The organism is Nocardioides oleivorans, from assembly GCF_004137255.1.
GTDB classification, from domain to species: Bacteria; Actinomycetota; Actinomycetes; order Propionibacteriales; family Nocardioidaceae; genus Nocardioides; species Nocardioides oleivorans.
Genome location: NZ_SDWT01000001.1, coordinates 2,909,460 through 2,923,030 on the forward strand (window position 1 = coordinate 2,909,460; position 13,571 = coordinate 2,923,030).

Annotated in this window: 14 protein-coding genes and 2 tRNA genes; 11 read left to right on the forward strand and 5 right to left on the reverse strand. The window is 71.8% G+C overall.

From position 1 onward, the window contains the following. Positions 1-8 precede the first annotated feature (8 nt). Positions 9-395, forward strand: a complete 387-nt coding sequence (locus EUA93_RS13915) for a VOC family protein (RefSeq protein ID WP_129400678.1) — start codon at positions 9-11, stop codon at positions 393-395. 104 nt (positions 396-499) lie between these two features. Here the strand turns inward: EUA93_RS13915 and EUA93_RS13920 are convergent, their stop codons facing one another. The 3 genes from EUA93_RS13920 to EUA93_RS13930 are packed head-to-tail and all read right to left on the reverse strand — an operon-like array spanning position 500 to position 2,402. Further along, the gene (locus EUA93_RS13920) at positions 500-1,108 is read right to left on the reverse strand and encodes a CbiQ family ECF transporter T component (protein ID WP_129400679.1); all 609 of its coding nucleotides are present in this window, start codon (positions 1,106-1,108) and stop codon (positions 500-502) included. Beyond that, the gene (locus tag EUA93_RS13925; RefSeq protein ID WP_129400680.1) at positions 1,105-1,794 is read right to left on the reverse strand and encodes an energy-coupling factor ABC transporter ATP-binding protein; all 690 of its coding nucleotides are present in this window, start codon (positions 1,792-1,794) and stop codon (positions 1,105-1,107) included. Before EUA93_RS13925 ends, EUA93_RS13920 begins: the two co-directional genes overlap by 4 nt. Beyond that, complete coding sequence (locus EUA93_RS13930; RefSeq protein ID WP_129400681.1) at positions 1,791-2,402, reverse strand: biotin transporter BioY; 612 nt, start codon at positions 2,400-2,402, stop codon at positions 1,791-1,793. The genes EUA93_RS13925 and EUA93_RS13930 overlap by 4 nt, the downstream gene beginning before the upstream one ends. A 116-nt stretch (positions 2,403-2,518) precedes the next feature. On the opposite strand from EUA93_RS13930, the gene EUA93_RS13935 reads away from it, so the two are divergent. Continuing rightward, the gene (locus tag EUA93_RS13935) at positions 2,519-3,070 is read left to right on the forward strand and encodes a TetR/AcrR family transcriptional regulator C-terminal domain-containing protein (RefSeq protein WP_129400682.1); all 552 of its coding nucleotides are present in this window, start codon (positions 2,519-2,521) and stop codon (positions 3,068-3,070) included. Positions 3,071-3,228: 158 nt separating this feature from the next. Here EUA93_RS13935 and EUA93_RS13940 read toward each other — a convergent pair whose 3' ends face one another. Then, positions 3,229-3,837 (reverse strand): pentapeptide repeat-containing protein, encoded by a 609-nt coding sequence (locus EUA93_RS13940; protein ID WP_129400683.1) that lies wholly within the window; start codon positions 3,835-3,837, stop codon positions 3,229-3,231. Between the two features lie 42 nt (positions 3,838-3,879). On the opposite strand from EUA93_RS13940, the gene EUA93_RS13945 reads away from it, so the two are divergent. Beyond that, positions 3,880-4,521, forward strand: a complete 642-nt coding sequence (locus tag EUA93_RS13945) for a sulfotransferase family protein (RefSeq protein ID WP_129400684.1) — start codon at positions 3,880-3,882, stop codon at positions 4,519-4,521. Here EUA93_RS13945 and EUA93_RS13950 read toward each other — a convergent pair. Next, positions 4,509-5,378, reverse strand: coding sequence for a 3-methyladenine DNA glycosylase (locus EUA93_RS13950; protein ID WP_129400685.1), 870 nt, complete (start codon positions 5,376-5,378; stop codon positions 4,509-4,511). The genes EUA93_RS13945 and EUA93_RS13950 overlap by 13 nt on opposite strands. 61 nt (positions 5,379-5,439) lie before the next feature. Here EUA93_RS13950 and EUA93_RS13955 point away from each other — a divergent pair, with 61 nt between their 5' ends. The 8 genes from EUA93_RS13955 (at position 5,440) to EUA93_RS13990 (ending at position 13,504) form a co-directional block, all read left to right on the forward strand. Beyond that, on the forward strand, positions 5,440-6,816 hold the full coding sequence (locus EUA93_RS13955; protein ID WP_129400686.1) for a pyridoxal phosphate-dependent decarboxylase family protein: 1,377 nt from the start codon (positions 5,440-5,442) through the stop codon (positions 6,814-6,816). 91 nt (positions 6,817-6,907) lie between these two features. After that, positions 6,908-7,831: an ECF transporter S component gene (locus EUA93_RS13960; protein WP_129400687.1), complete on the forward strand. Its 924-nt coding sequence runs from the start codon at positions 6,908-6,910 to the stop codon at positions 7,829-7,831. A 248-nt stretch (positions 7,832-8,079) separates the two neighbouring features. Continuing rightward, positions 8,080-8,892: a fumarylacetoacetate hydrolase family protein gene (locus EUA93_RS13965; RefSeq protein WP_129400688.1), complete on the forward strand. Its 813-nt coding sequence runs from the start codon at positions 8,080-8,082 to the stop codon at positions 8,890-8,892. 12 nt (positions 8,893-8,904) lie between these two features. Next, a complete protein-coding gene (gltX, locus tag EUA93_RS13970; RefSeq protein WP_129400689.1) occupies positions 8,905-10,359 on the forward strand; it encodes a glutamate--tRNA ligase in 1,455 nt (484 codons plus the stop codon). A gap of 12 nt (positions 10,360-10,371) precedes the next feature. Then, complete coding sequence (locus tag EUA93_RS13975; RefSeq protein ID WP_129400690.1) at positions 10,372-11,382, forward strand: CPBP family intramembrane glutamic endopeptidase; 1,011 nt, start codon at positions 10,372-10,374, stop codon at positions 11,380-11,382. A 96-nt stretch (positions 11,383-11,478) separates the two neighbouring features. Beyond that, positions 11,479-11,550, forward strand: a tRNA-Gln gene (locus EUA93_RS13980). Between the two features lie 87 nt (positions 11,551-11,637). Further along, positions 11,638-11,713, forward strand: a tRNA-Glu gene (locus EUA93_RS13985). A gap of 189 nt (positions 11,714-11,902) precedes the next feature. Then, positions 11,903-13,504, forward strand: coding sequence for a calcium-binding protein (locus EUA93_RS13990; protein ID WP_165355163.1), 1,602 nt, complete (start codon positions 11,903-11,905; stop codon positions 13,502-13,504). Positions 13,505-13,571 lie beyond the last annotated feature (67 nt).

Consider the following 13,571-nt stretch of genomic DNA (forward strand, 5'->3'; position numbering starts at 1 on the left):
GACGAGTCATGGGTGAGCTGACGCCGTACCTCTGCGTCGCCGACGCGCGTGCCGCGATCGAGTGGTACGTCGACGTGCTGGGCGCCGAGGTCGTCCTCGACCCGATCGTCATGGACGACGGCCGGGTCGGCCACGTCGAGCTCGCCGTCGGCCCGGGTCGCTGGATGATGTCGGACGAGTTCGACTCGGCCGGGGTGGCGGCGCCCGACACCTCCCGCGGTGCGTGCGTCTCGCTCCACCTCAAGGTCGACGACGTCGACGCCACTTGTGCCCGCGTCGTCGCTTCGGGGGTGGTCCTCGACCGCGGCCCCGAGGACAGCCCGCCCGCCGGCCGGGTCGCGGTCTTCCGGGACCCCTTCGGGCACCGCTGGTTCCTCAACCAGCCGCTCGGCTGAGGGCCTTCGGGAGGGCTGTGCACCCGAGTCTCCCGGTTGTCGGCCGAGATCTTGGCCGACAACCGGGGTGGTCACCGGATATCCGGTGAGTCGCGGGCCCGCGATCAGTCGCCGATCCCGCGCGCGTGGAGCGCGTCGCCGGTGTCGCGGGCGCGGGCGACGACGCGGATCACGAAGGGGATCAACCGGGCTCGGGGCGAGCGCTCGAGACCGCGTGCGAGGGCGGCGTCGCGCGACTCCTCGGCCAGCATGATCGTGGTCGGGATCGCCCGGAGCATCAACGAGAAGGCGAGGGCCACGGCCTCGGGATCGACCCCGACCCGCCGGAACGGCTGGAGCCCGCGCGCCACCGCGTCGAGCACCTCGTCGACCGGGGTCGTCACGGTCAGCGTGGTCGCGAGCAGGATCAGCGCGACCAGGTCGCCGACGACCTCGACCGCGCGCGGCCAGCCGTTCTGCCAGACCGTCCACGCGCCGAGGATGGCGGCGGTCACGAGCAGCCACCGCATCGCCCGGAGGGTCAGCCCCAGCCGGGCGCCGGACCACACGAGCAGCACGGCGGCGACCGCGAGGAAGGCGAGCGCCGACCCCGGCCCGCGTACGACGACCACGACGAGGCTGGTGACCATCAGGCCGAGCAGCTTCGCGCCGGCCGGCAGCCGGTGCAGGAGCGTCGTACCGGGCTGGTGCAGTCCGAGCAGCTGGGCGCTCACGCCGACCGCCGGTAGTGCTCGACCACGTCGGCCGGGTCTCCGTCGAGCTCCACCCGGCCGTGGCGCACCAGCAGCGCCCGGTCGCAGCGAGCGGCGAGCTCGAGGTCGTGGGTGACGATGACGACCTGCTGGGGGAGGCCGAGCAGCAGCTCGCCGATCCGCCGGCTGTTGCCGAGGTCGAGCAGCGTGGTCGGCTCGTCGGCCACGAGGATCGACGGCTCGGTCGCGAGCACGCCGGCGAGAGCGAGCAGCTGGCCCTCGCCGCCGGACAGCGCGTGCACGCTGCGGTCACCGAAGCCCTCGAGCCCGTGGTCCGCGAGCACCTGATCGGCCCTGGCGAGCCGGTCGGCCTTGTCCTTGACGACGCGGCGCAGCGAGAGGGCGACGTCCTCGCGCGCCGTCGGCATCACCAGCTGCGCGGCTGGGTCGGTGAACATGAAGCCCACCCGGCGCCGTACGTCGCGTCCCTCCCGCGCCACGTCGAGGCCGTCGACGACGACTCGGCCGGTGGTCGCGGGGACGAGGCCGTTCACGAGCCGGGCGAGGGTGGACTTGCCCGAGCCGTTGGGGCCGATCAGGGCTACCCGTCGCTCGGTGAGCCGGAGCGTCGTCTCGTGCAGGATCTCGCGGTCGCCGTCGTGGGTCGGGACCGTGACGGTGACCTGCTCGAGGCGGATCTCGCTCACGCGGCGGGCGTGCCCTGGGGCTGCGCCTCGGCGGGGACGGTGGCCGGCCGGGCGAGCAGGTCGGGGAAGGCGCGGTGCACGGCGGTGGCGACGAGCGCCATCGCGACGTTCTTCAGCGCGTCGCCGATCCAGAAGATCTTGTCGATGTCCCACGCCTGGGCCCAGGTGACGTCGGCGCGCAGCACGAGGCCCGCCATGCCGAGCGTGTGGATGAACAGCCCCGAGCTGACCAGGCCGGCGACGAAGATCGCGATCGGGCTGACGAGGGAGCGGCGGGGGAGCCGCTCGACGATCGCACCGCAGAGGGCGGCGGCGAAGACGAACCCGACGAGGTAGCCCGCGGTCGGGCCGGTCAGCACCGCGAGGCCGGCCGCCCCGCCGGAGAAGATCGGCAGTCCGGCGGCGCCGCCGGCGACGTACAGCAGCACGGCGAGGAAGCCGCGACGGCTGCCGAGCACCGCGCCCGAGAGCAGCACCGCGAAGGTCTGCAGCGTGATCGGGACCGGGCCCGCGACCTTGATCGCGGGGAGCAGCGCACAGGCCGCGATGAGCGCGGCGAACGCGGCGATCAGGGCGATGTCGGTGCCGGGGTTGCGACGAGTGCTCATGCGCGGGATCCTCTACCTGAACGGTGATCAGTTGAACGGTGTTCAGGTTAGGGTCGCCGGGTCCGCACGTCAACGACGAGACGTTCGGCGAGACATCCGACGAGAGGGGGCAGACCGTGCCGCACCACCGCTCCGACGTGCTCGACCGCGCGATCTCCCTGCTCGACCGGGGCGGCCTGGCCTCGCTGACGATGCGGCGGCTCGGAACCGAGCTCGAGGTCCAGCCGAGCGCGATCTACCACCACTTCGAGAGCAAGCAGGTGCTGCTCGCGGCCGTCGCCGACGAGATCCTCGCGCGCGGCGCGCGCCCGCGCACCGCCGTCGAGTGGCCCGACCGGCTCCGCGAGATCTGCGTCGAGCTGCGGCAGGCGATGCTCGCCTGCACCGACGGGGCCGACGTGGTCGCGACCGTGTGGGCCTTCGGGCTCGGCGCCTCGGCACCGGTCGCCGACCTCGAGAAGGTGCTGACCGACGCCGGTGCGCCGGACGAGCTGGTGGCCGTCGCCTCACGCACGCTCGTGCACTACGTCTTCGGCCACGCCTTCGAGGAGCAGACCGCGCGCCAGGCCGTCCGCCTCGGCGCCGTCGAGCGCTCGCTGGAGTCCCTCCCCGACTTCGACCTCGGCCTCGACCTGGTCATCGACGGCCTCCGCGCCCGCCTGGCCTGACCCTCGCCGGGGTTACCCGGGGACGTCCTCGTAGGTGGGACCGGGGCCCGACCCACCAGATCGTCCCCGGATACCTGAGGACCGGGCGTACGTCGTCGGCGCCGGATCCCGTACGCCACGTCCTCAGGTATCGGGGCGCTGGGGTCGGGACGCTGGGGTCAGGCGCTCGTGTCGACGTCGGCCCCGTGGAGCTCGGCGAGCAGCACGGCGCCGGCGAGGTCCAGCCTGGTCTGCTTCAGCGAGGCCGACGACAGGTCGACGCCGTCGAGGCTCGCGCCACGGAGGTCGGTGCGGTCGAGGGTGGTCTCGCGGAGCAGGGCCCGGTCCAGCCGCGCGCCCCGGAGCACGGCGAGGGTGAGGTCCGACAGCGACAGGTCGGCCTCGCGCAGGTCGACCCCGCTGAGGTCGACGCGCGAGAGGTTGCCGCCGCGGATGGTCACGCCGAGCCACGACCCGCCGGTCACGGTGACCGGTCGCAGCACGCACTCGGCGAACGTCGAGCCGACCAGCTTGCACCCGTCGAGCGTCGCGTCGAAGAACGACGTGCGCCGGAAGTCGCACCCGACGAAAGCCGTCGCGGTGTGTGTCGAGGCGTTGAAGCGCCCGCCGTGGAAGGTGCATCCCTCGAAGACGGCGCCTGCGGTCGAGGCCTCGGAGAGGTCGACGTCGGTGAAGGTGCACTCGACGAAGCGCGCGGCGCCGAGGTCGTCGCCGTACCAGTCCTCGCCCCTGAAGTGTTCGCCGCGGGCTTCCTGAGGGACGGTCACGCCGCCCACCGTAGCGCTGGGCGGACGGATAGGGTCATGCCCGTGATCGCGTCCCACCAGCACCGCTTCATCTTCCTCAAGACCCGCAAGACCGCGGGCACGAGCGTGGAGATCGCGCTGTCGAAGGTGTGCGGCCCGGACGACGTCATCACCGAGATCAGTCCCGAGGACGAGGCGCTGCGCCAGGCCGCCGGCGGCCGCGCGCCGCAGAACTTCGAGTCGCCGCCGCTCCCGCGCAAGGCGTACAACCACATGGGCGCCAAGGCGACGCGCGACCTCGTCGGCGAGGACGCCTTCCGCGACTACTTCACCTTCGCCATCGAGCGGAACCCGTGGGACGCGGTCGTCTCGCTCTACTTCTGGAAGTACAAGGACCGTCCCGAGCTCCCCGACTTCGAGACCTACGTCCAGGAGATCTGGATCGAGCAGCTCGCCAACAACCGCCGGCTCTACCGCATCCGCGGCAAGATGGCGCTCGACCGGGTCCTGCGCTACGAGAACCTCGCCGCCGAGCTGCAGGAGGTCTGGGACCAGCTGTCGCTCCCCGGTACGCCGGACCTCCCGCGCGCCAAGGGCAACGCGAGGCCGGCGGGGCACTACCGGGAGCTCTACACCGAGGCGTCGCGCGAGCGGGTCGCGACGGTCTTCGCCGACACGATCGAGGCCTTCGGCTACGAGTTCTGACCCGCTCGGACGACGCCCAACAGCCGCTCACACTCGGCGACCAGGCGCGCACGCAGCGGGGCGCCGCGCTCGGCGAACCCGCGCTGCGCCGCGACGTAGGCCGCCTTGCCCTCCGTCGTCTCGATCCGGACGGGCTCGAAGCCCAGGTCGGCCAGGTCGTAGGGAGCGGCCCGCATGTCGAGCACCCGGATGTCGCGGGCGAGCTCGAAGCAGTCGGCGACCAGCTCGCTCGCGATCATCGGCGTGAGCCGGAAGGCGTGCTTGTAGAGGTCCATGCCGGCGTGGAGGCAGCCCGGCTGCTCGAAGTCGGGCCGGTCGTCGCTGCCGGGCTGCAACGTGTTGAGCGGGCGGGCGGAGGGGGTGAAGAAGCGGAAGGCGTCGAAGTGGGAGCAGCCGATCCGGTGCGACTCGACGACCGCGTCGGTGCCGTCCTGGCCGAGCCGCAGCGGCCAGTCGTGCCGCTTCCCGTGCTCGGCGGAACGGTGCACCATCGCCCACTCGTGCAGGCCGAAGCAGCCGAGCTGGGGCGCTCGCCCGGCCGTCGCCGACAGCAGGATGTGCAGCTGGCGCAGGAGCGGGAGCCGGGACTCCACGTAGCCGGGCGACACCGTGACCGGGTCGCCCGCGTAGCCCTTGAGCCCGACGTGGTCGTCGGCGTCCTCCAGCGCGACGCCGAAGCCCGGGTGCCAGCGCCGCAGCTGCGCCGGGCGCTGGGAGTAGTAGGTGAAGAGGAAGTCGTGGACCGGGTGCTTCACCTGCTCCGCCCGGCGGGCGAGGTGCGGCGCGACGAGGTCGTCGACGCGGGCGGCGTGGGCCTCGGCCCGCGCGCGCCACTCGGGTCCGGTCAGCACCTGCACGTGGGAGACGGTACGGCGAGGGCCTGGTCGCGGCCGACTCGGCGGGAGCACACTGACCGCCATGCAACCGATCGGCGTCGACCGCACCGCGGGACTCGACCGTGCCCACGAGCACGCTGTCGCGTGGCTCGACTCGCTCGCCGACCGGCCGGTCCCGCCGCGCCTGACGACCGACGAGGTGCTCGCGCGCCTCGACCCGGTGCTGCAGGACGGCCCGCTCGATCCGGCCGTCGTGGTCGACGAGCTCGCCGCGACCTGCGAGCCGGGCCTGACCGCGATGCCGGGCGGGCGGTTCTTCGGGTTCGTCATCGGAGGGGCGCACCCGGCAGCCCTGGCCGCCGACTGGCTGGTCAGCGCGTGGGACCAGAACACCGGGCTGCGGATGCTGACGCCCGCGCACTCCGCGATCGAGGAGACGACGGAGCGGTGGCTCGTCGACCTCCTCGGGCTCCCCGGTGGGAGCGCCGTCGGGTTCGTCACCGGCGGCACGATGGCCAACTTCACCTGCCTCGCCGCGGCCCGCGACGAGGTGCTGCGCCGCGCCGGCTGGGACGTCGCCGAGCGCGGCCTCGTCGGCTCGCCCGGCGTACGCGTGCTGGTGGGTAACGAGCGGCACGACACCATCGACCTCAGCCTGCGCTACCTGGGGCTCGGCGCACCCGAGCCGGTCGCCGCCGACGAGCAGGGACGGATCGAACCGGCCGCCCTCGTGTCCGCCCTCGAGGCCGGCGACGGCCGTCCGACCGTCGTGTGCCTCCAGGCAGGCAACGTGCACTCGGGGGCCTTCGACGACTTCGACGCCGCCGTCACGGCCGCGCACGACGCCGGCGCGTGGGTGCACGTCGACGGGGCGTTCGGCCTGTTCGCGGGCGCGTCGCCGCAGTACCGCCACCTCGTCGCGGGTGCCGACCGGGCGGACTCGTGGTCGACCGACGCCCACAAGACCCTCAACGTGCCCTACGACTGCGGGCTGGCCATCGTCCGCGACCGGGCCGCGCTGCGTGCCGCGATGGGGATGCACGGCGACTACCTCATCTACGACGCGGTGGGGGAGCCGTTCGAGAAGGTCCCCGAGCTCAGCCGCCGCGGACGCTCGGTCCCGGTCTGGGCCGTCCTGCGCGCCCTCGGCCGCGACGGCGTCGCCGACCTCGTCGATGGCTTCTGCGACCACGCGGCCGCGTTCGCCGAGGGGATGGCGGCGATCGAGGGCGCGGAGGTCCTCAACGACGTGGTCTTCACCCAGGTCTGCGCGGCGTTCGGCGACGACGACCGGACCCGGGGCGTCGTCGAGGCGATGCTCGCCGACGGCACGGCCTGGACGAGCGGCTCCCGGTGGCGCGGCCGAGCGGTCCTGCGGGTCAGCGTGAGCAACTGGTCGACCACCCTCGACGACGTCGCCACCAGCCTCGCCGCGCTGCACCGCGCCGCTGGCCGGTGACTCGACGCGCGAGACCGCGAGTCAATGCCTCCCTGACGTCGTCACGCGGTTATGGTGACGCCGCTACCAGCGACCTTGGGGGAGGGACGCCGTGCCGGAGCAGGGTCCGTACGACGACCTGGTGGGGCGCCTGCAGCAGCTGCGCGCCGACGCCGGGGTGCCGTCGTACGGCGACATCGCCAGCAACGTCAGCCGGGTGCGGGTCGAGCGCGGCCTGACGCCCGAGCAGGCCCGCGTGGGCCGTACGACGGTCTACGACGCGTTCCGGATGGGACGCCAGCGCATCGACGCCGACCTCGTCGGTGACATCGCCCGCGCGCTCGGCGCCGACGACGCGACCGCCGAGGTGTGGGCGGCCGACGCCCGGAACGCCCGGCAGTCTGTCCCCGACACCGACATCGCGGACCCGGGAGCCGAGGAGTCGGGCACCGAGGTCGGGGAGCCGCCCCGCCTCGCGCCCCGCCTCGTGGTCGGGGTCCTGCTCGCCGGCCTGGCGGTCAACCTGGTCGGCCGCGGCCTCGTGGCCGTGCTCGACCTGCCGGTCTACCTCGACATGATCGGCACCGCCTTCTCCGCGATCGTCCTCGGCCCGTGGTGGGGAGCGCTCGTCGGCGTGACGACCAACGTCGCCGGCACGGGCACCGAGGGCACGGACTCGCTGCTCTTCGCACCGGTCAACGTGGGCGGTGCCCTGCTGTGGGGCTACGGCGTGCGACACGGCTGGGGGAGGAGCGCCCCGCGGTTCTTCGTCCTCAACCTCGCGGTCGCGGTCGCCAGCGCCTGCCTCGTCATCCCGGTGGTCGTCCTGGTGGGCGACGGCCTCGGCGGCCACGCAGCCGACCGCATCACCGCCAGCGCGATGGAGCTGGTGGCGTCGGTCTGGGCGTCGGTGACGGTGTCCAGCCTGCTCACGGAGGTGGTCGACAAGCTCATCTGCGGCTTCGTCTCCCTCGCCGTCCTGGAGTCCCTCCCCGTCCGGCTGAGACCGGCCGGCTGGGCGGTCGGCGAGCAGTGAGCGTGCGGCATGTTCGGGCTTGTTCGGGTTCGCGTCCGGGGCGTTGGTGCGGTCCGGCAGGTTGGGCAGGATGGCGGCGCGCGTCGACGCGCGCGCTGCTGCGGGCCGGGTCACGGGGGTGCCTGGTCCGCAGCGCGCGGAGCACGCCCGGCGCGTCAGGGAGGAAGCACGGGAGGTCTCGCATGGGGAGGGACCTCCCGACTTCCCCGGATGCGCCGTCGTGCCGGTCCGTTGGATAGGTTCGGGCCATGCGCATCTGCAGGTTCAGCACGGGCGAGGAGCCGCGATTCGGCGTCGTCACCGGCGAGGTCGACGAGTTCGGGCAGCCGGCCGAGGACTCGGTGGTCGTGGCGCTCGTCGGCGACCCGCTCTACGTCGGCATCAAGCTGATGGAGGAGGAGCACAGGCTCAGCGACGTACGCCTCCTCGCGCCGATCATCCCGCGCAGCAAGGTCGTCGGCATCGGCCGCAACTACGCCGCCCACGCCGCCGAGCTCGGCAACGACCTGCCGACCGAGCCGCTGATGTTCCTCAAGCCCAACACCACGGTGGTCGGGCCGGGCGACCCGATCTTCTACCCGCCGCAGACGAGCGACCTCCACTACGAGGGTGAGCTCGCCGTCGTCATCGGCCGGATCTGCCGCGACGTCCCGGCCGAGCAGGCCACCGACGTGATCTTCGGCTACACGATCGCCAACGACGTGACCGCCCGCGACCTGCAGCGGTCCGACGTGCAGTTCACCCGCGCCAAGGGCTTCGACTCCTTCTGCCCGCTGGGCCCGTGGATCGAGACCGACCTCGACCCGCAGGCCTTCGCCGACGGCGTCGCGGTGCAGACCCACCTCAACGGCGACGTCGTCCAGGACGGCACCACCGCCGACATGATCTTCGACGTGCCGACCCTGGTCGCCCACGTCTCCTCGGTGATGACGCTGCTGCCCGGCGACGTGATCCTCACCGGCACCCCCGAGGGCGTCGGGCCGATGGAGGTCGGCGACGAGGTCGAGATCTCCATCGCCGGCATCGGCGCCCTGACCAACCCCGTCGCGACCCGCAGCTGAGAAGAGCCACACATGAGCACCCCCGTACGCGTCCGGATGGCCCCGTCCCCGACGGGGTCGCCGCACGTCGGCCTGGCCCGCACCGCCCTCTACAACTGGGCGTTCGCCCGCCACCACGGCGGCACCTTCGTGTTCCGGATCGAGGACACCGACAAGGCGCGCAACACCCAGGAGTCCTACGACTCGCTCATCGACCTGATGACGTGGCTCGGCCTCACCTGGGACGAGGGCGTCGTCGTCGGCGGTCCGTTCGGCCCCTACCGGCAGTCCGAGCGCACCGACATCTACGCCGACGTGCTGGCGCGCCTGCGGGAGTCGTCGTACACCTATGACTGCTTCTGCACCAACGACGAGGTCGAGGCGCGGCGCAAGGCGAGCGGCTCGAAGGTGATGGGGTACGACGGCTTCTGCCGCGAGCTCTCCGCCGACCAGCGCGCGGCGTTCGAGGCCGAGGGTCGCGCCCCGGTCGTGCGGTTCCGGATGCCCGACGGCTCGATCACGTGGGACGACCTGGTCCGCGGCGACATCACGTTCGAGACCGAGCACGTCCCCGACTTCGCGCTCTGCCGCGCCAACGGCGACCCGCTCTACACGCTGACCGCGCCCGTCGACGACGCCACGATGGAGATCACCCACGTGCTGCGTGGCGAGGACCTCCTGTCCAGCACGCCGCGCCAGCTCGCGCTCTTCGACGCGCTCAAGGAGCTCGGCGTCGCCAAGGCCACCCCCGCCTTCGGTCACCTGCCCTACGTCATGGGCGAGGGCAACAAGAAGCTCTCCAAGCGCGACCCGCAGGCCCACATGGCGCTCTACCGCGAGCAGGGCTTCCTGCCCGAGGGCCTGCTCAACTACCTCGCGCTGCTCGGCTGGGCGATCTCCGGCGACCGCGACGTCTTCTCGCTCGAGGAGATGGTCGAGAAGTTCGAGATCTCCGACGTGAACCCCAACCCGGCGCGCTTCGACCTCAAGAAGGCCGAGGCGATCAACACCTCGCAGATGCGGCTGCTCGGACTCGACGAGATCACCCACCGGGTGCTGCCGTTCCTCAAGGAGGCCGGCGTCGTCGGTGACCCGGTCGGCGACGCCGACGCGCAGCTGCTCGAGCTCGCGATGCCGCTCGTCGCCGAGCGCATCAACAAGCTCACCGAGGCCGCGCCGATGCTCGGCTTCCTCTTCGTCGACGAGGCCGACTTCGTCCGCACCGACGAGCTCGACGGGACCGCCAGGGACGTCGTCAAGGCGGCGTACGACGCCCTCACCGGCCTCACGACGTGGAGCACCGCCGCCATCGAGGACGCACTCCGCGTGGCGCTGGTCGAGGGCCTCGGGCTCAAGCCCCGTCTGGCCTTCGGGCCGGTGCGCATCGCCGTCTCCGGTCGCAAGGTGAGCCCGCCCCTCTTCGAGTCGATGGAGCTGCTCGGTCGCGACCGGTCGCTCGCGCGACTCCACGACGCGATGTTCGACTGAGCGGACGCCGTCGTGTCCAGCCCGCTCGCGCCCGACTTCCGGCCCCGCTACCACGAGCTGCACCGCGTGGGGCGTCCCGGCTGGTGGCGCTCGCTCATCGGCGCGGTGACCCTGCTCCTGCTGGTCTTCGTCGTGGTCCCGGCCGTCGCCGGCCTCGTCGCCTTCGCCGTGCTGACGGCCACCGGCAGCACGGTCGACGAGGCGACGAGGATCCTCGACGTCACGAGCGGGGTGACGCCCGCCGGGCTCGCCTCGCTCAACATCATCCTGGGCCTGGCCATCCCGACGAGCTGGCTGGTCATCTGGCTCATGCACCGCCTCAAGCCGCGCTGGCTGTCGTCGGTCAGGCCCCGGATCCGTTGGCGCTTCCTGCTCGCCTGCCTGCCGATCTCGGTGGTCGCGCTCCTCGCGAGCCTGCTCGTGGCGATGGTGGTCCCGAGCGCCGACGTCGCCGGCACCAGCACCGCCGGCTCGCTCAACGACTTCACCACCACCACGCGCGACTTCCTGCTCGTGATCGCGCTGCTGACGCCGTTCCAGGCCGCGGGCGAGGAGTACCTCTTCCGCGGCTACCTCACCCAGGCCTTCGGCTCGATGTTCGCCAACCGGCGGGTCTCGCTCGTGCTCGCGGTGCTCGTGCCGTCCCTGCTCTTCGCGCTCGCCCACGGCCTCGGCCAGAGCGTCCCGGTCTTCTTCGACCGGTTCGCGTTCGGCGTGGTCGCCGGCATCCTCGTGATCCGCACGGGAGGGCTGGAGGCTGCGATCGCGATGCACGTGCTGAACAACTTCGTGGCCTACGGCCTCGCGCTGTCGTTCGGGGACATGACGGAGGCGCTCAACGCGAGCGGACCGTCGAGCTGGTGGATGATCGCCTCCACGCTGGCGCAGTCGCTGGTCTACCTGGGCCTGGCCAGCTGGCTCGCGAAGGCGATGCACCTCGTCGACTCGGGCCCGCCGGTCGGGGGAGTGCTGCCGCCGCCGCCGGGGCACCCCGAATTGGTCGGCCAGCCACCTCGCGTGTAACGTTCGGGATCGGTTCGGGGAGGTTTCGCCGCCCGGGACCACGTGGGAATCAGAGAGGCCGCCCTGTTCGCAGGGTCGACTGAACTGATACCCCCATGGGGTATGGTGTAATTGGCAACACGGCTGGTTCTGGTCCAGTTGTTCTAGGTTCGAGTCCTAGTACCCCAGCGGATCCTGACCCCCGGGTCGGGATTTTGCGGCGACGCCCCGGTGTCGCTAAAGTTTCATCCCGCTGCTCCTGAGCAGCACATGCAAGCCCCCGTCGTCTAGCGGCCTAGGACGTCGCCCTCTCACGGCGGTAACGCCGGTTCAAATCCGGTCGGGGGTACCAACGCATGCGAGGCCCGGTCTTCGGACCGGGCCTCGAGCCATTTCCGGCCCACGCGAGCGGACTGGTCCAGACACCTGGGGCGCGTGGGGCAGATTCCGGTGGTGCCTGCACCACTCTTCACCCCTCCGGGCGAGGTTTTGCCGGCCGGTGCCTTCCACGCGGCCTCCTCTGCTCGCCATGCTGCCGCGCATGACATCTCGCGTGGGGGCGCTCGTGTCCTCGGTACTCCTTGCTCTCGGCCTGACCGTCGTCGCTGTCGCTCCTGCGCACGCGGCGGGCGGGACCACAGTCAGCTTCGACACGGCCAGCGGCCTGCACGTCGTCGACTCTCGTGCCCAGTCGACGGTGGTGAACATCGGCTTCCAGGTCTCGTCCAGCAGGGTGTGGTTCCGTTCGTCAGCAGGCATCGCGTCGTGGCCTGCGAACTGCCAGTCGGTCGACGAACCCGCTCTCGGGCAGTACGTCTACTGTCCCGGCGCCTCCGTGGCGGGCGTCATCGGCGTCTTCGGCGCGGGCTCGGACACCATGCGGGTGCAGGGCGTCTGCATGGAGTACGTCGGTGCGGCCCTCGGCGACGGGTCCGACACGTTCGAGCACACCGACTGCCCGACGGCCTCGAGCGAGGTGCTCGGTGAGGGCGGTGACGACTCGATCGTCACGGGCGACGGCCCCGACGAGATCGACGGCGGACCGGGCAACGACTTCATCCGCACCAACGGCGGAGACGACAAGGTGAGCGGTGGCGACGGAAACGACAAGCTCGAGTCCGGAGCAGGCAACGACACCGTCTCCGGCGGCACGGGCAACGACGCGATCTATCCGAGTGCCGGCAACGACGTGGCCAACGGCGATGACGGTGACGACCTGCTCGCCAGCTACCAGGGCGACCCGGACACCGGAGCAGACGACCTGCGGGGCGGCACGGGCACCGACACGATCGACCTCGGCAACCACACGCCCGGTGCGACCATCGCGCTCGACGACATCGCCAACGACGGCAACTCGGGCGAGGGCGACAACTACCACTCCGACTTCGAGCGGGTCCTGGGCTCGTCGGGTGCCGACACCGTCATCGGCACCACCAACGCCGACTACATCAAGGCCGGCACCGGCAACGACACCATCCAGGGCCTCGGCGGCAACGACGAGATCGACGGTGACAGCGACAACGACGTCATCGACGGCGGCGCCGGCAACGACATCCTCTACGGCGGCTACGGCAACGACGACGTCACCGGTGGGCCGGGCATCGACTCGCTCTACGGCGACTACACCGCGTGCTCGGCCTACGGCTGCCCGGCCGGCGCCGACATCCTGCGCGCCGTCGACGGCGAGGTCGACACCGTCAACTGCGGCTCCGGTGCCGACCAGGCCTTCGTCGACGGCAAGGACGTCCTCGGGACCGACGGCTTCCAGGTCTGCGAGGCCGTCACCCGGACCGAGCCCGTCCCCGACCCGGAGGACGGGGGCAACGGGTCCTCGGTGAAGGCCGGGACGGCCAGTCGCTCGAAGGGCGTGAAGGCCACGCTCACGTGCGCCGCCGCCTGCAAGGCGACCGCCCAGGTCGTGGTGAGCAAGAAGGTGCAGAAGGCCCTCAAGCTCAAGAGCCGGGTGCTCGGCACGGCCAAGAAGTCGCTGAAGTCCGCTGGCAAGGTCAACGTCAAGGTCAGCATCGCGAAGTGGGCCCGGCAGAAGCTCGCGGGCAAGGGCACCGTGAAGGCGACGCTCGCGGTGAAGGTGACGTCCGGCACCACGGCGACCCTCACCCAGAACATCAGGCTCAAGCCCTAGAGAGCTCAGCCCCAGACACTGCGAAGGGCGGTGCGCGAGGAGGATCTCCAGGCTCGGGAATCCTCCT